At 38.8% G+C, this 25,256-nt stretch carries 25 protein-coding genes; 9 read left to right on the top strand and 16 right to left on the bottom strand.

Features of this window, described 5'->3' with window-relative positions; all coding sequences use genetic code 11:
- Positions 1–193: 193 nt before the first annotated feature.
- The 8 genes from BUA76_RS09390 to BUA76_RS09355 form a co-directional block, all read right to left on the bottom strand.
- Entirely contained in the window at positions 194–1,066 is an 873-nt protein-coding gene (locus BUA76_RS09390; RefSeq protein WP_072884555.1) for a ChaN family lipoprotein, read from the bottom strand.
- Positions 1,067–1,410: 344 nt separating this feature from the next.
- Positions 1,411–2,439, bottom strand: a complete 1,029-nt coding sequence (locus BUA76_RS09385) for a hemin-degrading factor (RefSeq protein WP_072884554.1) — start codon at positions 2,437–2,439, stop codon at positions 1,411–1,413.
- A 5-nt stretch (positions 2,440–2,444) separates the two neighbouring features.
- Positions 2,445–3,095: a class I SAM-dependent methyltransferase gene (locus tag BUA76_RS09380; protein WP_072884553.1), complete on the bottom strand. Its 651-nt coding sequence runs from the start codon at positions 3,093–3,095 to the stop codon at positions 2,445–2,447.
- A gap of 1 nt (position 3,096) precedes the next feature.
- Complete coding sequence (locus BUA76_RS09375) at positions 3,097–3,867, bottom strand: heme ABC transporter ATP-binding protein (protein ID WP_072884552.1); 771 nt, start codon at positions 3,865–3,867, stop codon at positions 3,097–3,099.
- Positions 3,864–4,907 carry a FecCD family ABC transporter permease gene (locus BUA76_RS09370; protein WP_072884551.1) on the bottom strand — a complete coding sequence of 348 codons (1,044 nt, stop codon included), beginning with the start codon at positions 4,905–4,907 and terminating at the stop codon, positions 3,864–3,866. Before BUA76_RS09370 ends, BUA76_RS09375 begins: the two co-directional genes overlap by 4 nt.
- Positions 4,891–5,769: a heme/hemin ABC transporter substrate-binding protein gene (locus BUA76_RS09365; RefSeq protein WP_072884550.1), complete on the bottom strand. Its 879-nt coding sequence runs from the start codon at positions 5,767–5,769 to the stop codon at positions 4,891–4,893. Before BUA76_RS09365 ends, BUA76_RS09370 begins: the two co-directional genes overlap by 17 nt.
- 42 nt (positions 5,770–5,811) lie before the next feature.
- Entirely contained in the window at positions 5,812–6,939 is a 1,128-nt protein-coding gene (locus BUA76_RS09360) for an HmuY family protein (protein WP_072884549.1), read from the bottom strand.
- 11 nt (positions 6,940–6,950) lie between these two features.
- Entirely contained in the window at positions 6,951–9,086 is a 2,136-nt protein-coding gene (locus tag BUA76_RS09355) for a TonB-dependent receptor plug domain-containing protein (RefSeq protein ID WP_072884548.1), read from the bottom strand.
- Positions 9,087–9,182: 96 nt separating this feature from the next.
- Between BUA76_RS09355 and BUA76_RS09350 the strand changes: the two genes are divergently transcribed.
- A complete protein-coding gene (locus BUA76_RS09350) occupies positions 9,183–10,001 on the top strand; it encodes a T9SS-dependent choice-of-anchor J family protein (RefSeq protein ID WP_072884547.1) in 819 nt (272 codons plus the stop codon).
- 210 nt (positions 10,002–10,211) lie between these two features.
- Complete coding sequence (locus BUA76_RS09345) at positions 10,212–11,519, top strand: T9SS type A sorting domain-containing protein (RefSeq protein ID WP_072884546.1); 1,308 nt, start codon at positions 10,212–10,214, stop codon at positions 11,517–11,519.
- A gap of 148 nt (positions 11,520–11,667) precedes the next feature.
- On the opposite strand, the gene BUA76_RS09340 is transcribed toward BUA76_RS09345, so the two are convergent.
- The 6 genes from BUA76_RS09340 to BUA76_RS09315 all read right to left on the bottom strand — a co-directional run bounded on the left by BUA76_RS09340 (position 11,668) and on the right by BUA76_RS09315 (position 16,414).
- Positions 11,668–11,958, bottom strand: a complete 291-nt coding sequence (locus BUA76_RS09340) for a putative quinol monooxygenase (protein WP_072884545.1) — start codon at positions 11,956–11,958, stop codon at positions 11,668–11,670.
- Between the two features lie 89 nt (positions 11,959–12,047).
- Entirely contained in the window at positions 12,048–12,932 is an 885-nt protein-coding gene (locus BUA76_RS09335; RefSeq protein WP_072884544.1) for a sulfite exporter TauE/SafE family protein, read from the bottom strand.
- A gap of 39 nt (positions 12,933–12,971) precedes the next feature.
- On the bottom strand, positions 12,972–14,213 hold the full coding sequence (locus BUA76_RS09330) for a sulfate adenylyltransferase subunit 1 (RefSeq protein ID WP_072884683.1): 1,242 nt from the start codon (positions 14,211–14,213) through the stop codon (positions 12,972–12,974).
- Between the two features lie 84 nt (positions 14,214–14,297).
- A complete protein-coding gene (cysD, locus tag BUA76_RS09325) occupies positions 14,298–15,230 on the bottom strand; it encodes a sulfate adenylyltransferase subunit CysD (protein ID WP_262484273.1) in 933 nt (310 codons plus the stop codon).
- Positions 15,226–15,918 (bottom strand): phosphoadenylyl-sulfate reductase, encoded by a 693-nt coding sequence (locus tag BUA76_RS09320; protein WP_072884542.1) that lies wholly within the window; start codon positions 15,916–15,918, stop codon positions 15,226–15,228. The genes cysD and BUA76_RS09320 overlap by 5 nt, the downstream gene beginning before the upstream one ends.
- Before the next feature lie 88 nt (positions 15,919–16,006).
- On the bottom strand, positions 16,007–16,414 hold the full coding sequence (locus BUA76_RS09315; RefSeq protein WP_072884541.1) for an RrF2 family transcriptional regulator: 408 nt from the start codon (positions 16,412–16,414) through the stop codon (positions 16,007–16,009).
- A gap of 170 nt (positions 16,415–16,584) precedes the next feature.
- Here BUA76_RS09315 and BUA76_RS09310 point away from each other — a divergent pair, with 170 nt between their 5' ends.
- The 6 genes from BUA76_RS09310 (at position 16,585) to BUA76_RS09285 (ending at position 20,546) form a co-directional block, all read left to right on the top strand.
- Positions 16,585–16,992 carry a VOC family protein gene (locus BUA76_RS09310; RefSeq protein WP_072884540.1) on the top strand — a complete coding sequence of 136 codons (408 nt, stop codon included), beginning with the start codon at positions 16,585–16,587 and terminating at the stop codon, positions 16,990–16,992.
- 107 nt (positions 16,993–17,099) lie between these two features.
- Positions 17,100–17,528 carry a DUF4268 domain-containing protein gene (locus tag BUA76_RS09305; protein WP_072884539.1) on the top strand — a complete coding sequence of 143 codons (429 nt, stop codon included), beginning with the start codon at positions 17,100–17,102 and terminating at the stop codon, positions 17,526–17,528.
- A gap of 3 nt (positions 17,529–17,531) precedes the next feature.
- Positions 17,532–17,846 carry a hypothetical protein gene (locus tag BUA76_RS09300; RefSeq protein ID WP_072884538.1) on the top strand — a complete coding sequence of 105 codons (315 nt, stop codon included), beginning with the start codon at positions 17,532–17,534 and terminating at the stop codon, positions 17,844–17,846.
- Positions 17,847–17,937: 91 nt separating this feature from the next.
- On the top strand, positions 17,938–18,510 hold the full coding sequence (locus tag BUA76_RS09295) for a Crp/Fnr family transcriptional regulator (protein ID WP_072884537.1): 573 nt from the start codon (positions 17,938–17,940) through the stop codon (positions 18,508–18,510).
- A 272-nt stretch (positions 18,511–18,782) separates the two neighbouring features.
- Complete coding sequence (locus tag BUA76_RS09290; protein WP_072884536.1) at positions 18,783–19,520, top strand: SDR family NAD(P)-dependent oxidoreductase; 738 nt, start codon at positions 18,783–18,785, stop codon at positions 19,518–19,520.
- 186 nt (positions 19,521–19,706) lie between these two features.
- Positions 19,707–20,546 carry an SDR family NAD(P)-dependent oxidoreductase gene (locus tag BUA76_RS09285; protein WP_072884535.1) on the top strand — a complete coding sequence of 280 codons (840 nt, stop codon included), beginning with the start codon at positions 19,707–19,709 and terminating at the stop codon, positions 20,544–20,546.
- A 66-nt stretch (positions 20,547–20,612) separates the two neighbouring features.
- Here the strand turns inward: BUA76_RS09285 and BUA76_RS09280 are convergent, their stop codons facing one another.
- Complete coding sequence (locus tag BUA76_RS09280) at positions 20,613–21,824, bottom strand: DUF763 domain-containing protein (RefSeq protein WP_072884534.1); 1,212 nt, start codon at positions 21,822–21,824, stop codon at positions 20,613–20,615.
- Positions 21,825–22,299: 475 nt separating this feature from the next.
- Positions 22,300–22,800 (bottom strand): thiol peroxidase, encoded by a 501-nt coding sequence (gene tpx / locus BUA76_RS09275; protein WP_072884533.1) that lies wholly within the window; start codon positions 22,798–22,800, stop codon positions 22,300–22,302.
- Between the two features lie 165 nt (positions 22,801–22,965).
- Between tpx and BUA76_RS09270 the strand changes: the two genes are divergently transcribed.
- Positions 22,966–25,185 carry an NADP-dependent isocitrate dehydrogenase gene (locus BUA76_RS09270; protein ID WP_072884532.1) on the top strand — a complete coding sequence of 740 codons (2,220 nt, stop codon included), beginning with the start codon at positions 22,966–22,968 and terminating at the stop codon, positions 25,183–25,185.
- The last annotated feature ends 71 nt before the right edge of the window (positions 25,186–25,256 follow it).

Genomic DNA, 25,256 nt, shown 5'->3' with positions numbered 1-25,256 from the left:
CTGCTTATCTTACTTGTTTTAACATTTTATTTTAAAATTAAAATCTGCGTAATCCGCACAACCAGCAAAAATAAATTGAATATACCAAAGCACCTCTTACTTCTCACCTCTCACTTCTCACTTCTCACTTCTCACTTCTCACTTCTCACCTCTCACTTCTTACTTCTCACCTCTTACCTTTCACCTCTCACCATCAATACGTCTTCGTCATATCCACAGGCAATACCAGGTTAAAATCTGTAGGAATGTACTCTTTTTCAGGAATTTTCAGTTCAGGATCTTCCGACTCAAAAACGGAGATCACGGCCATTTTCAGACCGGGATTTTTCTGTTTAATAAACCAATAAATTCCCCCAAACTCTTTGCTGTGGTAATTTCCGTTATAATGAATAAATGTTTTCCCGGTTTGCATATTTTTAAGAATCGATTCCGCCATCGTGGCATCTTTAACAGCTTGTGCCGAGATAAAATTCATCACTTTCATTTCCTCCGCATGGTCGCCCATCATTTTTTTCATTTCCGGATAACCCGGCGTTTCCAGGGTGACGTTGATCGGAAGCTTTGCAATATAGCTCTTATCTTTCTGAGACAAACTATTCAGGGATTCCAGGCCTTCTTTCGAAGTCTGGGAAGCATATCTTCTCGGAACATTGGTGGCGAAAAACGGTAATTTTTTAGCTTTAGCAAAATCAACCAACGGTTGATAATCGGTAGAAAAATTATTCCACAAACGGGCAGAATCTTTCAATGTCTTGAAATCGAAAGTTCCGTTAAGGTATTTATTAAGCTGTTCCTGGTTATCCCGTTCAAACATTTCGGCACCCAGGATCAGCTGTCCGTTTTTCTTTTTATAAAGCGCTTCGGTAACTTTTAGCTGCAACCAGTGATTGATGGAGTTGTTATGATTTTCACCAAAGAAAACAACATCGTAATCAACCAATTCCTTCACCAGTTTTTCAGTGCTTATTTCCCTTCCTTTTTTATCATAAAACTGGTAGGCTTTGAAATTCTGGGCATTCAATGAACAGAAAAAAGCAAGCAATACTATTGAGAAAATATTTTTCATTTTTACTAATCAGGTTATTTAATGTAACGCAAAGATCGGAAAGTTTTGTTTTTAAATTTAATTTTAAGACCTATTCCAATTTATAATTTGAAATATTTCATATTTGATCAGCCAATTCGGTTATTAGTCCGTCTGTTCGAGTAAAGTTCTGAAACAATTTTATTATCGAGAACCTATAAATAAGGTAACCCGCAGTGCAACTTCTCGATACGATTTCTTCAAAATCTACTCGAAGTAACGAAAGCACAAATTGTCTTTTATATATCTGACGGTTTTGTTTTAATTTAATTATTAAAAAAGCCGCCCTGCACAAAACAAAACGGCCTTACAATTAATCTAACTATTTATTTTTCAAGATCTGCGACCAGATTTTTCCACTCCTGAAGTTCCGGGATTCCCGGCTTTCTTTTTCCGAAAAACTGTACGATAAAATCGCCCTCATTATTAAATACTTCAATAGCAGTAACCTCTCCGTCTTCCGTAGGTTTTTTCACGATCCATGCTTCAGCGATTTTCGTGACGTCGAGATGAAGATTAAAATCCGGATCCATCACATTGAACCATTGCTGGTGCCAAAGCGTCTTTTTAACATTTCCTGTATGGATTTGGATGATTCCTCTATTCCCAACAAAAATCATGATCGGAAGCTGCTTTTCGGAAGCGTCTTCCAATACATTAACAACTTTCGAGCTGTCGATTTTTTGGGTAAAACCTTCCGGAGCCAGTCGTAATGCCTGCGTTCTGCTCACCCCGAATTTCCTGGTCATCATGAAGAAATCGTGGGTATCTTTCAATTCTCTCCATGCTTTCTGGAAACCTTCCACATCAATTTCAGAATCTGGTTTTTCTTCGGCTTTAGGAGCAACTGCTTCGCATTCCAGGATTGAATGCTGCTCATCGGCTGTGAATTTTTCTACTATGGCATCAAAAGCAGCTTCATTGCTGTCTTTGGTTAAATAAATTTTATGAAGAGCCAGTCCGTCCTTTCCAAAGAACTGCAGGCTTTTTTTATCACCTTCCACCACTGCAAAAGCGAACTTCCAGTGATTAAGAAAGATTCTGAGATCAATATCTTCTCCCACGAAAAGCTGTGCATGAGGACTGCTGAAATCGCCGTTCAGGTACGTTCCTTTTCTTTCATGAACACACTCGTCATTGCGGGTAAGCGCCATTACTTTTCCCAACTGTTCCGTTTCGGTAAGAATATCCTTAAATTCCGGCTTTAAAACCGTTACGCCTTCTCCTACGTTTGTAGCCAGCAATTCCGCTTCGCTTACTCCTAGTTCTGCAGCTGCATTACGGATTCTCAAATGAGGATTATCTGCTTTAAGAGCTTCCCATTTTTCTTTTAGATCGTGTACTAATGTGCTCATTATTTTTATTTTTTAATGGTTAAAATTGTATAATTTCTTGTTATTGTTTCTTCTGATGTTTTGCTTTTGATCTGCTCTTCCCGTTCTGAAATTTTCATTCTTTTAAAATGACTTTTAGAAATCATTTCTTCCATTTCACTGTTGCTGTACAAGGTAAAACCAAACGGAGTGAAAGGCAGCTTTTCCATGAAATCCTTTTGTCCGAAGGTGAGTACAAACGTTCCGTTGTCTTTCAGGACGCGGTATATTTCATTTAAATATTCAACCGGCTGCTCCCAGAAATACACCGTGTTTACCGTAAATATCTTGTCGAAAGTTTTATCCTGAAATGGTAATTTCTTTCCTTCATACAAAACAAAATCTGCCTGATCTCCAAAATGCTTATTCAGCCTTTTCGCTTCCTGATGCATGGTTTCGGAAATATCGATTCCGGTATATTGTATGTTTGCAGCTTTATTTAAAATGCTTTTCACATGATCTGCATTTCCGTGCCCGATTTCAAGAATTTGTTCGTTGTCTTCTATTAACAGTGTTTTGATGCTTTCCAGCGTCATTCCGATATTGGTGGCATTCATCATTTCACCAATCTCAATCCCTTTCTCTCCCTGCGGATTCGCAAGGTTCTGTGCTATTATTTTCAAGTCCTTTTTTTCCATATTATCCAAAAATAATCATTGGCCTGCCGGTGATGGGATGATCGCAGATCGTGCAGGGAAAATTATACGCTTCGCTGATGTTTTCAGCGGTAAAGACTTCTTCCGGTGTTCCGCAGGCTGCAATTCTCCCGGATTTCATTAATAAAATTTTATCTGCGTATTGTGCCGCAAGATTAAGGTCATGAAGAACAACAATGGCAGAATTGTTTTTTTTCGTAAATTTTTTAATAATTTCCAAAGCTTTATACTGATGTTTTACATCCAGATTATTAAGCGGTTCATCAAGGAAAAGGACTTTATGGGCAATTTCATTCTGAAGCTGTGCCATGACCCTGGAAAGATGTACCCTTTGCTTTTCTCCTCCTGACAACGTGTTGTATTCCCTGTTTTTAAGATGGAAAATATCGGTTTCATACATCATGGAATTCATGGCTTCGTAATCTTCCTGTGCCGGCTGTGCATCGAAATACGGATAGCGGCCCATCATCACGACATCCTTTACTTCAAGCGGAATATCGTTGCTATTGTGCTGGGAAAATTTAGCTTTATGTTTTGAAAGTTCGCCTACTTTCCATTCGCTGATGTTTTTATCTTTAAATAAAACCTGGTGTTTTGATTTCACTTCATTCGCCAGAATGCTCAAAAGACTTGACTTTCCGGCTCCGTTTGGACCGACGATGGCCAAAAATTCACCATATCCGAGGTGAACATCCACCGAATCCAGAATATGAAATTCTTTTTGTTGATAACTGATCTGATGCGCCTTTATCATGACAGCGATTTTTTGAATTTAACCAAAATGGCAATGAAAATAGGACCGCCCATTAATGCCGTTAAAATCCCGATAGGAAGTTCCGAAGGCTCCACAATGCTTCTGCTGAATGTATCTGCCGTCAACAATAAAATACTTCCGCATATTGCTGATAAGGGTAAAATGAAAGCATAATCCGATTTAAATAAAAGCCTTAAAATATACGGCACAATAAGGCCGACAAACCCAATGGTTCCTGAAAATGCGACACAGCTTCCGATCATGAGTGCCGTAATAATAATGATCTGTTTTTTTAGCATTTCCACATTAATCCCGAGATGTTGCGCATCTTTTTCACCCAGCATCATGGCATTTAATGCTTTCCCTTTAGGTAACAAAATGATGTAGGAAATTAAAAGGACAATGCCTAAAATAATATTCTTCGTCCATGTTGCAGCGGCCAAACTTCCTAAATTCCAGAATGTTAAATCTCTCAACTGATCGTCTTTAGAAATATAAATCAGGAACCCGGTAACAGAAAAACCGATAGCCGTAATGGCAACTCCCGTTAGCAACATCATGACAACATTAGTTTTCCCACCGCTTGTGGAAATCTTATATACTAACAGCATGGATAATAATGAACCGATAAAAGCAGCAATACCCACCAGCGAAAATTGTACGGCTTCAGGAAGATACTGTCTGAAATATCCTCCTAAAACAATAGTAATTGCGGCCAATAATGTTGCACCCGATGTCAGTCCTATCAAATCTCCTGTTGCCAGCGGATTTTTAAATAATCCCTGAAGACTGGTTCCCGAAACGGCAAGCATACTTCCGATAAGGATCGCCATGATAATTCTTGCTGCTCTCACATCCCACACTACATATTTGTCGCTCAACGGCAGATTGGCATCTCCTTTTATAACTTTTCCCAACACTTCAAAGGCAGATTTTCCGGCAAAGTCGTAGACTCCGGTATTGAGTGACCATACTGCTATGATGAGAAGCAGTATGGCACTTATGATAAGGTAAACGTATAATTTACTTTGCGTTTTCAATGAGCAGTTTGTTTAATTGTACAGCCGCTTCACCCAGTCTTGGCCCGAAACCGGAAACCAGTCCGCCATCCATCGCAATAATCTTTTTGTTTTTCCCGGCGTTGGTCTGGGCAACACCCGGCATTTTCAGCGCGCCTTCATTTCCTCCGGCTCCCTGCAGTCCGCTGGTGAAGAAGAATAACACGTCCGGATTTGCTTTTACCACAGCTTCCGGTGTTAAAGGTTTAAAATCTTCAAAGTCATTAACCGCATTTTCGCCTCCGGCGATCTCAATTAAAGAAGCCATAGGTGTATTTTTCCCTGATACCATCAGCATGTTTCCTCTGGCATAGATGAATAATACTTTCGGCTTTTTAGCAATAGGCTGAATCTGTTTTAAATCCGCATCAATTTTATCATTAAGCTTTTGGTAATCTGTACTTCCGATGGCTTTTGCCATGTCAGCAATCAGCTTTTTGGTTCCGTCTACGGTAAATTCCTGTTTGAAAATTTCAGTTTTGATTCCTGAAGATTTGATTTTCCCCATCAGTTCCGGATTGATATCTTTATCAGAGGCCAAAATTAAAGTCGGAGATACCGCCATAATCGGCTCTATAGTCATGGATCTTACGTGTCCTAAATCTTTAGCGGTAGCTTTTAGCGATTCCGGATACGTGCTGGTAACATCTGTTCCCACGATTTCTTTTTCATGGCCTAATGCCGCCACAATTTCCGTAATTCCGCCGTTAAGCGTTACAATTTTATTGTTGGATTTCGGTGTTTCCGCTTTTGTTTCTGTCTGGGTTTCCGTTTTAGCACCCTCTTCTTTTTTGCAGGAGTATACTGCTACAAGAACAGAAGCTGCAAGAATGAATTTTTTCATAGATATACTTATTTGATTTATTGAATAGAGAAAATGTAAATCTTACAAAGGCTTATATTCGAAAGAAGGGAAGCCTCTTTCATCTTTCACCCCCTGATCGTCCGTATTGGCTTTGGTAAGTCTTGTGAACCTCAACTTGAAATAATATCCGTTGGGATCTTTCAGGATATAAAAACGGTCACCGTATACTTCCAGACCATTGGTACCTACAGGATTTCTCCAGTTGGAACCGATTATGCGCTGATCATTGTAAATGAATTTAGACGAATTGATATCAGAAGTTTTAAAATTATTATACGCTTCCACTCCTGAAGTTCCTGCAGGAACAATCACTTCATAAGCACCTGTTCCACCAACATTATTTATCGTTACAAAATCTGCATAAATGTAACTTCCCGCTCCGGAAATGGTGTTTGTGAATACCGTGAAACACAGATCCCATTTTTTCTTTTCGGGCTGAATGGAGACTTCGCTTTTATTTTTTAAGCTGATAAAATTATAATTGTAGGCCGCATTTTTAGCTACGGTTATTTCATAATAATTGTTTCCGTCTATATCGGCAGATCTTACTTTATATCCTTCTCCGGAACGTACAATCTGTACTTTTTTCCAGCCTCGGCTGTCGCCTCCCGTCGCAACGGAACCAACGGGTACCGAACCGGTGTAGATTTCTTTTCCCATATTGACCAGGTAAACTCCGTTTTCAGAATCATTGGCTTTGATTTCTTCAATAGCGGTATATCCAGCAGGAAAATTTCCCTTAACATCATCGATATAAATCTCATTGGAAGGATTGAAATTGGCTACCTGAACCTGGTTTTTCAGGGTAGAAACCGTGGCTTCCGTTACCTGACTAAAGTTGGTAACATTGGGAATTTTAGCCGCGGCCATCATAATAGAGGAATTCAACACCACTTTAAATTCCGTTCCTGAATAAAGGGCGATATCCCAGTCGGTCCTTCTTGTCAGCTTTTGTACAGGTCCTTTCGTTACGGGATCCGTTTCACTGAGGTCAATCCATACCTGATTAGGCTGTGTTGCCCCTCCTACTTTCGGTTCCGCAATGGATCCCTCGATCTTTGCTACCGATACCGGATCTTCGTTATCGTTAATACATGACTGAGATATAAAGGAAGCTCCTATCAGCAAACAATAGAATATTTTTTTCATTTTTAATGTATTTAAAAATTATAATTTAATCTCACAAAATAACTTCTGCCATAGAACAGATTCTGCAGTCCGGAAGAAGCATTATGGGTATCTCCCGCCTGAATGGTATTTCTTACACTCGTTACGTCGAAAATATTTTTGATCCCCGCACTTATTTCAAAATGATTGTTAAAGAAAGGCTGGCTCACCGTAAAATTCATCATGCTGAAATCCCCGATTTTCCCTAAAATATACTGCCCCGGATCTCCCGGATCATTTTCTTTTCCCTGATGCGTGTAACGTCTCTGCGTTCCCGTATATTTATAGTAAAGAGCAAACAAAGTTTTTGTAGAAGGCAAAGTATAATTGGCCGCCAGGTTTGCTTCAGCACAATAGTTATAGTCGTCAGGTGAAGTAATGTTTCCTGTATTTAAAACCTGTGAAACACCCATAACCGAAACTCCCGCATTCAATGAAAGATCGCCTTTCCTTATATTAATTCCTCCTCCGAATAGTATTGATTTATAATTATCTACATTCAGGAAAGTGATTTGTAGCGGGCTGTTGTTGATGATGACATCTTCAATCCTGTTTTGTACATCCAGGTACATTCCGGATAGACTGAAATTAAATTTCCAGTTGTCATTGTTTGTTAAAGCATAATCCCAGAATACGGAAGCAGAATATCCCGTTTCAGGTTTTAAATTTTCATTTCCCCTGATGTCATGATTGTTATCCACTACAAAGGTGTATAATTCATCATAGGTAGGAAATCGGTTGGCAGAACCGAAAACGGCACGGATATCCGAATTTTCAGAGGTTGTAAACCGTAATGTTCCCGAATAGTTATATTGCGAACTGAACCTGTCGCTCAATGCAAGCCTTACACCGGGACGAAATGAAAGCCAGTCATTGACCTTCCATTCTGCCGACAGGAAATTGGCATAATTAAAGATCGCTCGTTCAATATTTTTACCGTTGTTATTGCTTTCAAAAGTGGTGGCATCGGCAAAGCCTTTTGTTCGGTCTAATTCGTAGCCAAGCTGGAAATTAATTTTTTCATTGTCCAAAAAATTACTGAACATCCCTCTGGAATACAATACATTCGATTTGTAAAATGTAATCTCAGGATCTCTTGAGATTTCCTGTCTGTTGGGAACATCATACGTATAAACTTGTGATTTTCTTTCCTGGCTTTGATAAGAGAAATCTCCGTTATAGTTAATTCTTCCGAATTTTGTCTGAATATTAAACTGATGAATCCAACGGTTGGTATGGTAATCTTTGTCGTTAGCGGTGTAGGTTCTGTTTCCCCCTCCCAAAGGAAGATCCGTAACTAAAGGATTGTAATAATTTATTTCTTCCGTAAGAAAGTTCAGCTTATAAAAGAAACTTGTATTGTTTTTGCTGTAACGGATCGTACCGTTTGCGGTGAGCTGGTCCTTCGGTTGCCAGTCGTATCCGCGCTTTCCGTCGTTGTTTTCACTGAAATATTTATAGCCATTCAGCGAACCTTTAAATCCCTGGAAATCATTATGGTTAATATCTGCAGAGATGGACCAGCTGTCATTAAATCTGTACCCGAGATTCAGTGACTGGATGTGGCGCCCGTTTCCTTTCTTGAACCAGTCGTAATCTTTCCCTACCGTTTCTTCCTGTACAGATGCCAGTGCGGTAAATTTTTTACTGTAATTTTTCTTCGTGATAATATTGATGACTCCGGCCACTGCATTGTTTCCGTATTCCACACCCATTGAACCTTTTACCACCTCAATTCTTTCGATGTTGTTGACATTGATTTTCGTAAGATCCACAAGATTTCCCATCCCTTCATCACTTACCACAGGAATATTATCAATAAGAATCTTCGTGTACTCACCACTAAGTCCCATAATATTTGCTGTGGAGTTTCCTGAGCTTTTGCTGGGTTCTATTAAAATATTAAGATTTTGATTGAGCACTTCGGCAACATTGGTTACGGCCATATTTTTGATCTGCTGCACATCAATTACTTCAACCTTGTAGATTGATTTATCAATGGACTGTTGCATGAATTGCCCTGTAATAACAACCTCATCGATTGTTTTTTGCCTAAGTGAATCTTTTTCCTGTGCGTTCACCCATAAAATAACGGATAAGGATAGTATGGAAAGCACTTTCTTTTTCATAAGGAGAAAAAATTTTTGACAAATATATAATTTTATTTAGAACAGTTAAAAATAAAATTATAATTTTGTGGAATAATTCTAAATAAAAATAATGTTATGAAACTAAAATTACTTTTAGGAACTTTATTATTTACAGCGATTACCGCTCAAGCACAGCTTGCAACACTTAATGAAAATTTCGACAGCTTTACTGCCGGGAACACCACTTTCCCACAAGGTGGATGGTCTGCGATAACAGCTTCTCCTACTCCAGATTTTCCTCCCGTATCTCCAAGAATGATTGTTGCAGTGGACAATGGAAATTCTTCCAATAAGTTTGTACAGTCTTATGCCGGAAATAACGGTGCTGCACCTTCTTACCTTATTTCTCCACAGATTGTGGCTCCTGCTGGCGATAAAATCTTATCTTTCCAGACGACTTTAGTTTCTCCGTCGCCTGGCCCGGGAACAATCCAGATCGGTCTCGCTTCAAATCCTTCGGATATGTCTACATTTGTTGCTGTTGGCAATCCTGTTACGGTAGCAACCATTGGGACCATTCAGAATATCAGTATCACGATTCCGGCTTCTTCTTCACAATATATTGTTTTCAGGTTTACCCCTTCGGCGACACACGTTGCGATACAGATTGATAATGTAGTGTATAATACCGCTTCAAACCTTTCGGTTTCTAATCAGATCAAATCCCAGGAACCTATACAGTTTGCAGTGACTTCAGATAACACTGCCTTACAGTTTATCACCAAAAAAGATCCTAAAAACATCAGTATCTATTCCGCTTCCGGACAGAAAGTTGCAGATGGAAAATTATCCGGAAAATCATTTGATATCAGCACCCTTCAGACAGGAATTTATTATATCATTATTGAAACTGCGGAAGGTTCTGCTGTTAAATCCAAGTTTATTAAAAAATAAATTTATTAGACAGCCTTATATAGAAGACTGGTTTATGATTTTCATAAGTCGGTCTTTTTTGATTTAATACGCTATCAAAATCACTTCTTTGTTCAATATAAACAGAATTTGTGCTTAAACACGATAAAAATCATATTTTATTTAGAACAATTAAAAATAATTTATTTAGTTTTGTAGAATAATTCTAAATAATAATTTACATCTGATATTATGAAAACAAAACTACTTTTCGCTTCAATGCTTGCAATAGGGGCACAGCAGATGGCCTTCTCACAGACAGATGCCAACGGATATACAACGGTAAATATGACGATGGGGGCAAGCTACCAGAACCGTGTATTTTTTGACCTGAGTGCCAATTCAATGGTGGCTCAACCAGCTAATACATGGGATATTGCATTTTACAGAAATTCCAGCATGAACTTCGGGACGAGAATAAACGATGCCCAGAATATAGAAGTTTACCAGGCGTCCAGCAACCCGAACGACTGGAATTCCATCACCACGAATGCAGTCTCTTCCTACGGATCGCCTTTATACAATCTGGACAATACAACTTCCATCCAGGAAGGTGCTTTCGAGCAGGGAACAGCCACGTACGGATGGGGCGAATATAATCCGGGAAATCACCACATTGAAGGAAAAGTAATTTTTATCCTGAAGTATATTTCGAGCAATACCTATTATAAATTCATGATTGACGATTATTTCGGAGGCTACACTTTTAAATATGCCAAATGGAATGCTGCCAATTCTTCATGGGATACTACGGTTTCAAAAACAATTGCCAACGGAACCGATGATGCTTATTTCAATTATTTCTCTTTTGCAACAGGAGATAAGGTGACTAATCTGGAACCTTCAAAAACCAACTGGGATTTCATGTTCACCAGATACTGGACCGATTATCCCTACACCGATCCAAATACAGGCCAGCCTGCTACCATGAAGTACAGAATGTCCGGTGTGATTCAGAATTCAAATATTACCGTAGCGAAAGTACAGCCGGAAACGCAGGCTACTGCTACCACTACTCTTCCTGCATCTGCTTCATTTTCAAGCAACATTACAGCGATAGGACATTCGTGGAAGCCAACGATGGGCGTGTACAGCGATGTGGTATATTATATCAAACAAGGTTCCGACTATTACAGAATGTATTTCACGTCAAACGAAGGTTCGCAGACCGGAAATATGTATTTTAAGTATAAAAATATCACTTCTGTTTTGGGAACCAATGAAATTGCAGGAAAGAAAGCATCTTTCGGAATCTATCCGAACCCTACGACAGCTGATAAACAGGTGACTGTTTTATTTGATATTAAAGAAAAGCTAAGCAATAAAGGAAATGTGGAGGTATTCGATATGTCAGGCAAAAAAGTATATTCCGCAGAACTGACAAACCAGGCAGGTTTTTATAAGCAGGATCTGAATCTTTCTCATCTCTCTTCCGGAAACTATCTTGTAAAAATAACATTCGGAGGACAAACAGAAACGAAAAAGCTGATCGTTAAATAAAAGTCAATGGTGAATGGTGAACAGTCAATTTTCACAATTCACAATTGACAATTCACTTTCAAATAATACTTTCTATTTTTTCTGATAAAAGGCTGCCCGCATTTGTGGACAGCCTTTTAGATTTTTTGAACTGGTTCTTATTTCCTTTTTAAAGTGTTTTGAACCCTTTATATACCTGGGTAGAACTTTCCAGCATTTTGGATACGTCTTTTCTGAAATCCAGCACATGGTCCTGCCCGCTGTGACGGTTCAGATGGTCTTCGGTTTCCCATAGTTCCACCATAAAGAAGGTTCCTTTATTGTTTTTATCTTCAATAAGATCATATTGCAGGCAGCCTTCTTCTTTCCGGGTTTCTCTTACGAGCGTCTGAAAAAGCTCAACAGCCTCCATCAAGTAGTTTTCATTAAATTTAAAAACGGCAACAACGTGTATGTTCATAGTATTTTTTTAATGATGTAAAAGTAAAATATTTTCAAAACGGAAGATATTTTTATTGCTTTTATTTTTCCACAGACAAGTGGTTTACATTAAAAAACAGATTTATAAATCGTTATGGAACTCATAATGATTACGAGGAGCCCGATTACCACGAACATGCTTTTAACGGGAAGTTTCGCCGTAAGCATCGCAGAAAAAGGTGCGGTAAAGATCCCGCCGATCAGAAGCCCGAGAATGATGTTCCAGTGCTGAATGCCCAATGTGAGAATAAAAGTAATGGCTGCGGTAAGCGTTAAAATAAACTTGGCCACCGTAGAACTTCCCACTGCAAACCTGGGTGTGAAAGAATTTTTAATTAGCGTTCCGGTTACCAGAGGTCCCCATCCGCCACCCGCAAAAGAATCGATAAATCCTCCCGCAAGACCAAGTCTCGTAAGATTTGTTTTCCTTTTTAATTTTTTATCCTGCTTTTGTTTAAAAGCATTCGAGAAAATCTGGATTCCCAGATACAGCGTGTAAAAAGAAATAATTGTTTTCGTAATTTTTGAATAATATTCTCCCAGATACGTTAAGGAAACAGCCCCAATCACAGCTCCGATCACAGCCGGAACAGCAAGTCTTTTCACCAGATTTTTACTCACGTTTTTCAGCCTGATATGACTAATGCTTCCGGCGGCTGTTGTAAAACTTTCTGCGGAATGAATGCTTGCACTCACCGCATGTGGAGGAATTCCGAGAAACAGCAATGTGGTAGTACAGATGACACCGTAGCCCATTCCCATAGATCCTGCAACAGTTTCAGCTAAAATTCCCACCAGCAGCATCCAGTAAAAAATATAATTATCTTTGGCAAGAATGGTGAAAAGTTCATCCAGATACCCGAGTTCGAACATTGTGAAAACAGTAACCGACAACACAGCGGCCGTTACAAAAAATACATTTAGCCTGAACTGGACTTTCCTGGAGATGATCATGCGGTTTAATTTAATGCTGATAAAAAATCTGTATTTACACTATAAGATCATGACAGCGCCAACTGTAGAATTGCTTGTCTCGTCAATCAGAATGGCATTTCCTGTGTTCCGGCTTTCTTCGAAACTGTCGAATACAAGCGGTGAAGCCGTTTTCATCCGGATCTTTGCCACTTCATTAAGCCTGATATTTTCAGTAACCGGTATTTTTTCTAATGTGTTAACATCAATTTTGTATTCAATTTCTTTTACAAGAGCCTTCAGAAGTTTGCTTTTATGCTGAATAAAATATTTGCTGCCTTCGGTGAGTTCCTTTTTATCCAGCCAGCAGACTATAGCTTCAATTTCATTTTCAACTTTTGGTTCAGTTCCCGGCTTTACGAGACAATCACCCCGGCTGATATCAATATCATCTTCAAGATGAATAACGGCAGGCTGACCGGCAAAAACGGCATCCGTTTCTTTTCCTCCGGTTTCAATTGCGGTTATTTTTGTCCTGATATTTTGCGGAAGCACGGTAATTTCATCTCCTTTTTTATAGACTCCGGAAATTACTTCCCCGGCATAACCTCTGTAATCATGAAGCTCATCGGTTTGCGGCCGGATCACGTACTGTACCTGGAATCGCGGATATTCAAATTCATTGTTACGGCCTACCTCAACCGTTTCCAGAAAATCAAGCAGTGAAGGGCCTTCATACCAGTTCATATTCTCCGATTTTGAAACAATATTATCACCATGAAACGCTGAAATCGGGAAATAATTTACATTTTCCAGTCCCAATTTTTGTGCAACCTCATCATACTGAATTTTAATATCATTAAAAATTTCCTGCGAATAATCAACAAGATCCATTTTATTAATGGCAACCACTACATTTTTCATCTTTAATAATGAAGCAATGATGGAATGCCTTTTAGTCTGCTCAATCACCCCCTGTCTTGCATCAATAAGAATGACAATCAGCTGTGAGTTTGATGCCCCTGTAATCATATTTCTAGTGTATTGAATATGTCCCGGAGCATCGGCAATAATAAATTTTCTTTTGGGCGTTGAAAAATAACGGTACGCAACATCAATGGTAATTCCCTGCTCCCTTTCCGCCCGTAATCCATCCGTTAAAATCGCAAGGTCTATTCCGTTTTCATTTTTGTTTTTTGATTGCTTTTCCAGCGCTTCAAGCTGATCGATCAATATATTTTTACTGTCATACAAAAGCCTGCCGATGAGGGTGCTTTTACCGTCATCCACGCTTCCTGCAGTGATAAATCTTAATATGTCCACGTTTAAGTTTATTAATAATGGGTAATGAGTATATAATAAAAATTGGATTGAAAAACTTCCGGCTTCCTTCATCCATCTTCCAGCCTAAAAATATCCGCCCTTTTTTCGGTCTTCCATGGCGGCTTCCGTCACTTTATCATCGATTCTGGTTTCACCGCGTTCTGAAATTCTGGAAGCGGTAATTTCGTTCACTACCTCATCGAGTGTTTCCGCGTAGCTTTCTACGGCTGCCGTACAGGTCATGTCTCCTACTGTTCGGTACCTGACTTTTTTATTGACAATCGTATCATGCTCATCAATTCGGATAAAATCCGAAACGGCAATCAGCTGTCCATCATGTTCGATAACATCACGATCATGCGCAAAATAAATGGATGGAAGCTGAATATTTTCTTTCTTGATATAATTCCATACATCCAGTTCGGTCCAGTTGGAAATTGGGAAAACCCTTACATTTTCACCTTTATCAATTCTTCCGTTGTAAATATTCCAGAGTTCAGGACGCTGTAATTTCGGATCCCATTGCCCGAATTCATCACGAACAGAGAAAAAACGTTCTTTTGCTCTTGCTTTTTCCTCATCTCTTCTGGCTCCTCCGATACAGGCATCAAACCCGAACTCTTCAATTGTATCGAGTAAAGTATGCGTCTGCAGCCAGTTTCTTGAGGCAAATTTCCCTTTAGGTTCTGCTAATTTTTTAGCTTTAATCGTATCTTCCACGCTTCTTACGATCAGTTCCGCACCGATCGTTTCTGCAAGATAATCCCTGAACTGCAACGCTTCCGGGAAATTATGTCCGGTATCAATATGAACCAACGGGAAAGGGATTTTCATCGGCGCAAAAGCTTTTCTGGCCAGATGAACCAGGGTAATAGAATCTTTTCCGCCGCTGAAAAGCAAAGCCGGTTTTTCAAATTGTGCGGCAATTTCCCGCATTATATAAATACTTTCAGCCTCCAGCTGTTCCAGATAGTCTAGTTTATATGTTTCCATTTTTGAAAGTAATTTTGAATTAATGCGAATGAAGACCGCATTCTTTTTGTGAATTTTCCCACCACCAGCGTCCTGCACGGGGATTTTCTCCTTCAACGATTGCTCTTGTGCATGGCTGACAGCCAACACTGATGAAACCTTTTTTATGCAAAGACAGCTCCTGAACGTTATTCTGCTGTAAATAAACCAGAACCTGCTGGTAATTCCAGTTGATTAACGGATTATATTTGTACAGCCTGCGTTCTTCATCCCATTCGATAATCGGCATATTTTCGCGGTTTTCCGATTGCTCTGAGCGTAATCCCGTGATCCAGATTTCTGCCTTTTCAAGAGCACGGTTTAAAGGTTTAACCTTTCTTATAAAACAGCATTCTTTCCTGTTTTCCACAGAATAGTAAAACGCGTTGATCCCCTTTTCATTGACGTATTTCTCAACATCCGAAGGATCCGGAAAATAGACTTCCGTTTTTTTCCTGTATTTTGAATTGTTTTGTGAAAGCAGTTCGTAATGCTCATAAAAAAGCCGGCCTGTATCCAGCGTAAAAACTTTTATCGGCAGTTTATTTCTGAAAATAATATCGGTAATAACCTGATCTTCCTGACCAAGCGAGGTTGAAAAAACAGCTGTTTCCGGAAACCGTGATGAAATAAACATCAATCCCTCCTCTGCTGAAAGCTGTTTGAGTGTTTCTGCATCTTCTTTTGAAATCATATTTTATTCATTTGAAGTATTGCAAATATCCAATAAAATTATTATCCCACCAAAAAAGTAGACTAATAATTCAAAAAAAAGGACCGGGTCAGTCCACCAGATCCATTAAAGTTTTTCTTTCCAGAATGTTCAGCGAAGCATCCCTCACTTCAATCAGTACATCATGCAGACCACAGTGATCTTCGGTACAGTCTTCGCACTTTTCATAAAAGTTAAGGCTTACACAGGGAAGCAGTGCAATCGGCCCGTTTACCAGACGGATGATTTTGGCAAGCTTTACGTTTTCCGGATTTTCTTTAAAAAAATATCCTCCCCCTTTCCCTTTTTTACTGTCGAGAATGCCAGCTTTTTTGAGTTCAAGCAGGATATTTTCCAAAAACTTCAAAGGGATCTTCCTATGATCCGCAATTTCGGAAATAAGAATGGGCCCGTCATTCCTTTTTTCTACAAGGTAAGACAGTGCTTTAAAGGCGTATTGAGATTTTTTAGACAGCATTACTACAAAAATAAGAAAATTGTTTTAAATGGATCAACATGCTGATCAATTGAAAGATCCGGATATGGATTATGACTATATTATAATTTATTTCATTTAAACCAAATACTGCTGACAGATAGTTGTCATAAGACCGAACTAATTTTGTGATATAATTAAATATTAGAAGAATGAATTTATTGTCAGTCCGCATTATTACCGGAGAAATAGAAAGATTAATAAGCTTTTATGAACACATCACAGAATTATCCATAGTAAGATACACACCGGATTTTGCTGAATTGCGGACGGCAACAACAACATTAGCCATCGGAAGCACCAAAACATTGCAGTTTTTTGGCGGTGATGAAGTAGCAAAACCTGAACAAAACCAGAGCGTTATCATTGAATTCAGGGTAGATGATGTTGATAACGATTACGAAAGATTATCGGCTTATCTTAAGGGAAGCATTGTTCAGGAACCAACAGTAATGCCGTGGGGAAATAAATCACTTTTATTTCGTGATCCCGATGGAAACCTTGTTAATTTTTTCACCCCTGTGACACCAGAAGCATTAGGAAGAACTGAACGAAATTAATATTCTTTCAGCAACAAATCAAAAAGTCCTTCAAAGAACATGTATTCTTTGGGGATTTTTACTTTTTTACCCAATTTCATTCCATTCAAAATACCTACTTTTGCTATATGTTCAGCAAACAGGAAGCACAACAGTTAAAAAAAGAGTTTTGGACGGCTTTTGGAAAGTCTTTTCCTAGAAAATGGATTTTATACGATACCAAGATCAAGGATATGTCGTTCAAGTTTTATGCAGATAATAAAAAAGCAGAAGTGTCTCTGGATATCGAAATGAAAGATGAAGTTTTCAGAGATGCCTATTACAACAAGATCTGGTCGCTGGAAGATATTCTGAAAGATTTTATCGGCGATTTTCATAAAGAAGAATTTTACACGCTGGAGAACGGAAAAGTCATCAGCAGAATCTGGGTGGAAAAACACGGTGTTTCTGTTTTCAATAAAAATACATGGCAGGAAACTTTTCAGTTTTTTGTTGACAAAATGGATGGCTTTGAAAGGTTTTATTATGAATATGAGGATTTTATAAAAGATGTTTAAATCATGAAAATCAGATATTGCTGGAGATGCAGAATGGATGTTCCTATGCTTGATAAACAAGAAGGAGAAATTGCATCAAAGTTATTTGCCGAAGGATTTCAGGAAATAAAAAATTCACAGAAAGTCCCATTTAAACAGAATTTTAAGAAATTGCTGGACTATTATAATGATCTAACAGGTTTTGAAGAAACCAATCCCAATGCTATCATGCACCATTTTATAGAAATGTATGGCCCTGATTGTGAAAATTGCGGAAAACCATACAGAACAGAAACAGCTACATTTTGCCCGAAATGTGGTAATAAAAGAAAATTGTAACAGAAAAGATTGCATACATTAGTACAGGTTTTTTATTTTTTATTTGCCAAATGACAAATGCCGGAACATTTTCTTTCCTTACCTTGCATTCATGAAAGAATTATTTGATTTTATCCTGAGATTCGGGAACCTCAACCAGCAGCAGATGGACTTTATCGCCGGTAAAGCCATGGAATTAACTCTTCCGAAAGAAGAATATTTTTCCGAAGCTGGTAAAGTAGCTAAACAGGTGGGATTTGTGGTTAACGGAATTCTGCGCGTTTGCTACTACAACAATAAAAGCGAGGAGATTACCAAATATTTCATTGAAGAAAACAACCTGGTTGTAGATCTCGAAAGTTTTGATAACCAGATTTGTTCCAGCGCTTACGTTCAGGCCGTGACCGACTGTAAACTTATTGTTTTTGAAAGAAAAGACTGGCTGGAGCTCCTGCAAACTATTGTAGGTTTTGATGCCATTGTCCACAAAATCATTTCACGGGCATTGATGCAGAAGGTGGAAAGAAGAAGCCCGCTCGTTACAGAGGATGCAACAACACGTTATCTCAAGTTCCTGGAAATTTATCCAACGGCAGTCAACAGAATTCCTCTTTCTTACGTAGCTTCTTATCTCGGCGTGACGCAGTCTTCTTTAAGCAGGATAAGGAAGAATATCAGGCTATAATTGTATAGACTAATTTCTATTTTTTTTAATCTTTACTTAAACCACCCCGTCAAAAATTCTTTGAATTTTTGAAACCAATGCCTCATTACTTTTATAATTATAAATTGGAATCGGCGAATCACGTTCCTCGATTTCCAAAGGAGGGGAATGTATGCGCTTCTGACATAAAGTGATCAGTCAGTTTTATTTATCATTCTTTTCTCTTTTTGCCAAATGGCAAATGCCTCCTTGTTTTATTATCGGAATTTTACACCATCAATTAAAATAAAAAAATGAAAACAGTATTCATTACAGGCGCCAACAGAAGCATTGGCCTTGAAACCGCAAAACAACTTTCAGAAAAAGGATTATTTGTTTATTTAGGAAGCAGGAATCTGGCAAAAGGTGAAGCAACCGTAAAAGAATTAACAGCGCAGGGATTTCAGAATATCAAAGCAATTGAAATCGACGTTACCAATCCTGAATCCATCGCAAACGCGAAAAGTATTGTTGAAAACGAACAGGGAAAACTGGATATCCTGATCAACAATGCCGGAATTCTGGGTGTAAACCCACAGACCGCTGCCGAAACATCCGTTAATGACATCCGGGAAGTTTTTGATACGAATTTCTTTGGCGTCATCAATGTAACGCAGATATTTTTGAATCTTCTTAAAAAATCAGACAGCCCGCGAATCAGCAATATTACTTCAGGGTTAGGCTCGCTTACTTTACATAGTGATCCGGAATGGAAATACTATCATGTGAAGACCGCAGCATATGGTCCTTCCAAATCAGCATTGAATGCCTATACCATCACCCTGGCTTATGAACTGAAAGAATTTCCATTTAAGGTTAATGTCATTGATCCCGGATATACGGCGACAGATTTCAACGACCACAGCGGTCCAGGTTCTGTGGAAAGCGCGGCTTCGTTCATCGTAAAACATACGCTGACTGATGAAAACGGACCGACCGGACAGTATTTTAGCAATGATATTGAAGATGAAACAGGAATCAGCCCATGGTAAATTTAACAACATTTAAAAGAGAGACTTACGTTTCTCTTTTTTATTTAAAACCATAATTCCTGCAACTTATTTATAAAAATATGATCATTCACGATTTGGTTACATCATTCGTGGATTCGGCTACTTTTAAAAATGCTCTTCTTGTCATCTTTGTACCATCATTTAAAACAATAAAAAATATTAAAAATGGAAACAAAAAAAGTATGGTTCGTGACAGGAGCGTCTAAAGGACTTGGATTCGAACTGGTAAAAAAACTATTATCTAATGGCTATAAAGTAGCTGCAACAAGCCGCAGGGTAACATCGTTAACAGATGCATTCGGAGAGGTTTCCGAAAATTTTCTCCCGTTAAGTATGAATATTACGGATAACAATGATGTACAATCTGTTTTAGCCAAAACAGTAGAACATTTCGGAAATGTTGATGTCATCGTTAACAATGCAGGTTACGGTCAATTGGGAACATTGGAAGAATTAAGCGATGCTGAAGCAAGAGCGAATTTCGACGTTAACGTTTTCGGAACCCTTAATGTTATCAGAAATGCAATGCCATATCTGCGCGAACAAAAATCAGGGAATATTTTCAACATTTCTTCTGTTGGAGGATATTACGGAGGTTTTCCGGGATGGGGTGTTTATTGTTCTACCAAATTTGCGGTAGCAGGTTTTACAGAGGCACTGGCAGAAGAAGCAAAAGATTTCGGAATTCATGCAACGGTTGTTTATCCCGCTTATTTCCGTACGGATTTCCTGACAAAAGATTCGGTAAAAACGCCTGAAAATTCCATTGAAGCCTATGAAGCAGCAAGAAATTCAGAGAAATCGCATCTGGATGAGATCAACGGTAATCAGCCGAACGATCCTGTAAAAGCGGCCGATGTGCTGATACAGATCAGTAAAGAAGAAAATCCGCCCGTACATCTGCTGTTGGGAGTCGGAGCTCCGGAATTCCTGAACAATAAGATCGAAGCCATCACAAAAGATGCAAAAGATTGGGAAAGTTTAACCTTATCTACAGCTATTTAAAAATCAGAATGCAAATTCAGACAAAGCTTTATACTTAACAAAAGTATAAGGCTTTTTTATTTTAAATTAGAACAGAGAAAGCTGGATTGGTTTCGGAGGAGAAGGTTTCTGAGCATCACCAAATACCGTTTTCCCACCAAATCGCCATGAATTCTGTCTCTCTTCTTCAATTACTTCCTGAATATCAAAACCCGGGGTAAAATCCTGTTCGGTTTTTACGACAATATCGTGAAGTTTATTTAAAGTTTTCAATTTATCGGAATTACCGAGCTTTGACTTTTCGATTCCTTTTCTGATGATACTGATGCTTTCATCGTACACTTTAGTGGGAACCGGAAAAGGATGGCCGTCTTTTCCGCCGTGGGCAAAAGAAAATCTTGCGGGATCCGTGAACCTTGACGGCGCCCCGTGAATTACTTCGCTCACTAGTGCAAGCGACTGCATGGTTCTGGGACCTACTCCTTCCAGCATCAGCAGATCTTCAAAATTTTGGGGCTGCTGTTCGCGGGTCACATACAACAACGCTCCGAGACGTTTCAAATCAACATCGGAAGCCTGAACATCGTGATGTGCGGGAAGAATTAACCTTGCAAAATCGCTCATAATCTCCGCAGAATCGGTATGGGAGATTTCCAGAATGCCTTTTCTGTTTTCGGAAGCATCCGAATCAGTAAGATTTAAAATTTTACCTCTTGAAATTCCGTTGATTCCCGTATGCGGTTCTTCCACAAAGGATTTTATGTTTTCAGAGTGCCAGTGATAACGCCTTGCCGTACTATCGGTTTCGTGCATACCCTGCTGTACAACACTCCAATTCCCGTTGTCTGCAAGGATAAAATTATGCAGGTACAGCTGATAACCGTCCTGAATAGCCGTATTATCTACTTTTGCAGAAAGCTTGCTGGCTCTTACCAGTTCATTTCCGTTCAAACCTGTCTTATCGGCGATTTGAATCAGCTCCGAAGGTGTTTCTCTTGAAAATTTTCCCTTTCCACCGCAGATATACAATCCGAGGGTCTTGGAATTCGGGTTAATGGAACGTTTTAATGCTCCCATCACGGAAGTAGTAATCCCCGAAGAATGCCAGTCCATCCCCATCACGGCACCAAAACTCTGAAACCAGAACGGATCTGCGAGTCTTCTCAAGACCTCATCTTTCCCGTAATCCGCAAGAATTACCTCTATAATCGAAAGCCCCAGAATAGACATACGCTCATACAGCCACGGCGGTACTTTGCCATAGTGAAGCGGTAAATCTGCTGTTCCGGAACGTTTCATAAGGTAAAGGTAAGATTATTAGAATTAAATTTTGGTGATTAAGGTCAGTAATTTAAGCACAAATATTTTTCACAAATATTCAGTAATTAAATTTATAAAGTTGGCTAAAGCCAATTGAATTGCTATTTGATTAAACGGGCTAAAGCACGTTCCTATTGATTGAGGTTTGTATTATCCGTAAAAATATTCGTGACATTTGTGTTTAAATAAAAAATGCCCTGCGGAAATTTCACAAGGCAATTATTAAGAGCCTGTTTAAATTTTTTATTGTATTTTAACATTAAGGAAGTAAGCACCTTAGCTTAAAAAGTTTAATAAAAGTCAATTTATTGACTCCTTAACTTGAATAAAGCCTAACTCACTAAAATTCTTAATGTTAAGAATAAACAAAGTTTATTTAATTCAGAAAATTGAGAAAAAACTTATAAAAAATTTATTTAGTAAAATTTAAACAGGCTCTAAATATAATCTTTAATTATTTCAATGCAGCTAAAGCAGCTTCATAGTTCGGTTCGTCTGCAATTTCCGAAACCTGTTCTGTGTACACTACTTTATTATCGGCATCAGTAACGATTACAGCACGGCTCAAAAGTCCTTTCATTGGAGAATCAGTAATGGTTACTTCATAATCGTCCCCGAAGCTGCTTCTGAAATCGGAAAGGGTTTCTACATTATTCAGACCTTCCGCAGCACAGAATCTTCCCAAAGCAAAAGGTAAATCTTTAGAAACATTAATAACAACAGTATCTTCCAGTGCAGAAGCTTCTTCGTTGAATTTTCTTGCAGATGATGCACATGTAGGCGTATCAATGCTTGGGAAAATATTAAATACTTTTTTCTTTCCATTGAAGTTTTCAAGCGTTTTCACCTGTAACCCGGAATCTACCAAGGCAAAATCCCTGATGGTTGTTCCTATTGATGGCAAATGCCCTATTGTATGCACTTCATTTCCTTTTAAAGTAATTGTTGTTGACATAATTCTTTTTTTAGTTCATCAAATTTAATTAAAATACGGCGGTTTTTATCCGGTTTGAGGTTAAATTAATCTTAAAGTGGAAAATATTGGCTCATAATCATCTAAAAAATTAATTTTTACCTAAATTTGTGAGTCTTAAAAAATCAAATAATAAATAACAGTATAATGTCAGACAAATCAAAAATCTATTACACCCTTACAGATGAGGCTCCGATGTTGGCAACACACTCGTTTTTACCGATTGTAAAAGCTTTCACAAAATCAGCAAACATTGAGATTGCAGTACCGGATATTTCTTTGGCAGGAAGAATTTTAGCCAACTTCCCGGAATTTCTGAAAGATGATCAGAAAATCGGTGATGCTTTGGCTGAATTGGGTCAATTGGCTACACAACCTGACGCTAATATTATCAAACTTCCTAATATATCTGCTTCGGCACCTCAGCTTGATGCGGCAATCGCTGAACTGCAGGCTAAAGGTTTTGCGGTTCCGGATTATCCTGCTGAACCCAAAAATGACGAAGAAAAAGCAATTAAGGCTAAATATGCAAAAGTTCTCGGAAGTGCTGTAAATCCTGTACTAAGGGAAGGAAATTCTGACAGACGTGCTCCTAAAGCTGTTAAAAACTACGCCAAAGCAAACCCTCACAGAATGGGTGACTGGGCTGCTGACAGCAAAACCGATGTGGCTCACATGGAAAGCGGGGATTTCTACGGAACGGAAACTTCCACTACAGTAGAAAATGCTACTAAATTCAGAATCGTATTTAAAGGAAATGACGGTTCTGAAACTCAATTAAAAGATTTTGCAAGTCTTCAGGCTGGAGAAGTGATTGATTCATCCGTAATGAACTTAAATGCTTTGAAAGCTTTTGTAGAAAAAGCAATTCAGGAAGCTAAAGATAGAAACGTATTATTATCAGCGCATTTGAAAGCGACGATGATGAAAATCTCCGATCCTATTATTTTCGGAGCTATCGTAGAAACTTTCTTTAAAGAAGTTTTCACTAAATATGCTGAAACATTCAAATCTTTAGACATCAATCCTAACAACGGTCTTGCCGATCTTTTCGATAAAATTAAAGGAAACGAGCAGGAAGCCAATATTAAAGGAGATATTGAAGCTGCTTTGGTAAACGGACCGAGAGTAGCTATGGTAAATTCAGATAAAGGAATTACCAACTTCCACGTTCCTTCCGATATTATTGTGGATGCTTCTATGGCTGCTTTGGTAAGAGGCGGCGGAAAAATGTGGAACAAGGACGGAAAAGAAGAAGATACGGTTTGTATCATTCCGGACCGTTCTTACGCAGGATTCTACCAGTCTGTAATTGATGACATGAAAGCGCACGGAAAGCTGGATCCTACGACAATGGGCTCTGTTCCGAATGTTGGATTAATGGCTCAGAAAGCTGAAGAATACGGCTCTCACGATAAAACATTCCAGGCTTCTGCTGACGGAACAATTGAAGTTCAGGACGAAAACGGAAATGTTCTTCTTTCTCAGAAGGTTGAAAAAGGAGATATTTTCAGAATGTGCCAGACGAAAGATGCACCTATCCAGGATTGGGTGAAATTGGCCGTAAACAGATCAAGATTATCTGATACGCCTGCAATTTTCTGGCTGGATAAAGGAAGAGCACACGACAGAGAAATCATCAAAAAAGTTGAAAAATATTTAGCTGATCATGATACCAATGGTCTTGACATCAGAATTATGGATGTTAAAGATGCAATGACAGAAACTTTAAAGAGAGCAAGAGAAGGAAAAGATACGATTTCTGTTTCCGGAAACGTATTAAGAGATTATCTTACGGACCTCTTCCCTATCCTTGAGCTTGGAACTTCTGCAAAAATGCTTTCTATCGTTCCGTTGATGAACGGTGGTGGACTTTTTGAAACAGGAGCCGGAGGTTCTGCACCAAAACATGTTGAGCAGTTTGTGGAAGAAGGTTATTTAAGATGGGATTCTTTGGGTGAATTCTTAGCTTTACAAGCTTCTTTGGAGCATTTGGCACAAACTCAGGGGAATACAAAATCCCAGGTGTTGGCGGATGCATTGGATGAAGCCAATGCTAAATTTTTAGCTACGGATAAATCTCCTGCACGAAAAGTAGGACAAATCGACAACAGAGGTTCTCACTTCTACCTGGCTATGTATTGGGCTGAAGCATTGGCGAATCAGACTGCCGATGCGGAGCTGGCTGCTGAATTTGCTCCGGTAGCACAGGCCATGAAAGAAAATGAAGAAGTAATCAACGCTGAACTGATCGGCGCTCAGGGTAAACCTCAGAATATCGGAGGATATTACAAAACAGACACATACAAAACGTATGCTTCTATGAGACCAAGTACGGTTTTAAATGAAATCATCGACGGAATTTAATTTCCAAGTTTTGATATAAATGAAGCTCCTTTTTAAGGGGCTTTTTTTTATTAGAGCCTATTAAATTTTTA

The organism is Chryseobacterium takakiae (assembly GCF_900129385.1).
Taxonomy (GTDB): Bacteria; Bacteroidota; Bacteroidia; order Flavobacteriales; family Weeksellaceae; genus Chryseobacterium; species Chryseobacterium takakiae.
The sequence above is the reverse complement of the archived record's forward strand: the minus strand, read 5'-3'. Positions and strand labels throughout refer to the sequence as shown.

Coding starts and splice junctions, on each gene's coding strand:
- BUA76_RS09390 (WP_072884555.1), bottom strand. CDS start 1,066: ATGAAAAATATTTTCTCAATAGTATTGCTTGCTTTTTTCTGTTCATTG.
- BUA76_RS09385 (WP_072884554.1), bottom strand. CDS start 2,439: ATGAGCACATTAGTACACGATCTAAAAGAAAAATGGGAAGCTCTTAAA.
- BUA76_RS09380 (WP_072884553.1), bottom strand. CDS start 3,095: ATGGAAAAAAAGGACTTGAAAATAATAGCACAGAACCTTGCGAATCCG.
- BUA76_RS09375 (WP_072884552.1), bottom strand. CDS start 3,867: ATGATAAAGGCGCATCAGATCAGTTATCAACAAAAAGAATTTCATATT.
- BUA76_RS09365 (WP_072884550.1), bottom strand. CDS start 5,769: ATGAAAAAATTCATTCTTGCAGCTTCTGTTCTTGTAGCAGTATACTCC.
- BUA76_RS09360 (WP_072884549.1), bottom strand. CDS start 6,939: ATGAAAAAAATATTCTATTGTTTGCTGATAGGAGCTTCCTTTATATCT.
- BUA76_RS09355 (WP_072884548.1), bottom strand. CDS start 9,086: ATGAAAAAGAAAGTGCTTTCCATACTATCCTTATCCGTTATTTTATGG.
- BUA76_RS09350 (WP_072884547.1), top strand. CDS start 9,183: ATGAAACTAAAATTACTTTTAGGAACTTTATTATTTACAGCGATTACC.
- BUA76_RS09345 (WP_072884546.1), top strand. CDS start 10,212: ATGAAAACAAAACTACTTTTCGCTTCAATGCTTGCAATAGGGGCACAG.
- BUA76_RS09340 (WP_072884545.1), bottom strand. CDS start 11,958: ATGAACATACACGTTGTTGCCGTTTTTAAATTTAATGAAAACTACTTG.
- BUA76_RS09335 (WP_072884544.1), bottom strand. CDS start 12,932: ATGATCATCTCCAGGAAAGTCCAGTTCAGGCTAAATGTATTTTTTGTA.
- BUA76_RS09320 (WP_072884542.1), bottom strand. CDS start 15,918: ATGATTTCAAAAGAAGATGCAGAAACACTCAAACAGCTTTCAGCAGAG.
- BUA76_RS09315 (WP_072884541.1), bottom strand. CDS start 16,414: ATGCTGTCTAAAAAATCTCAATACGCCTTTAAAGCACTGTCTTACCTT.
- BUA76_RS09310 (WP_072884540.1), top strand. CDS start 16,585: ATGAATTTATTGTCAGTCCGCATTATTACCGGAGAAATAGAAAGATTA.
- BUA76_RS09305 (WP_072884539.1), top strand. CDS start 17,100: ATGTTCAGCAAACAGGAAGCACAACAGTTAAAAAAAGAGTTTTGGACG.
- BUA76_RS09300 (WP_072884538.1), top strand. CDS start 17,532: ATGAAAATCAGATATTGCTGGAGATGCAGAATGGATGTTCCTATGCTT.
- BUA76_RS09295 (WP_072884537.1), top strand. CDS start 17,938: ATGAAAGAATTATTTGATTTTATCCTGAGATTCGGGAACCTCAACCAG.
- BUA76_RS09290 (WP_072884536.1), top strand. CDS start 18,783: ATGAAAACAGTATTCATTACAGGCGCCAACAGAAGCATTGGCCTTGAA.
- BUA76_RS09285 (WP_072884535.1), top strand. CDS start 19,707: ATGGAAACAAAAAAAGTATGGTTCGTGACAGGAGCGTCTAAAGGACTT.
- BUA76_RS09280 (WP_072884534.1), bottom strand. CDS start 21,824: ATGAAACGTTCCGGAACAGCAGATTTACCGCTTCACTATGGCAAAGTA.
- tpx (WP_072884533.1), bottom strand. CDS start 22,800: ATGTCAACAACAATTACTTTAAAAGGAAATGAAGTGCATACAATAGGG.
- BUA76_RS09270 (WP_072884532.1), top strand. CDS start 22,966: ATGTCAGACAAATCAAAAATCTATTACACCCTTACAGATGAGGCTCCG.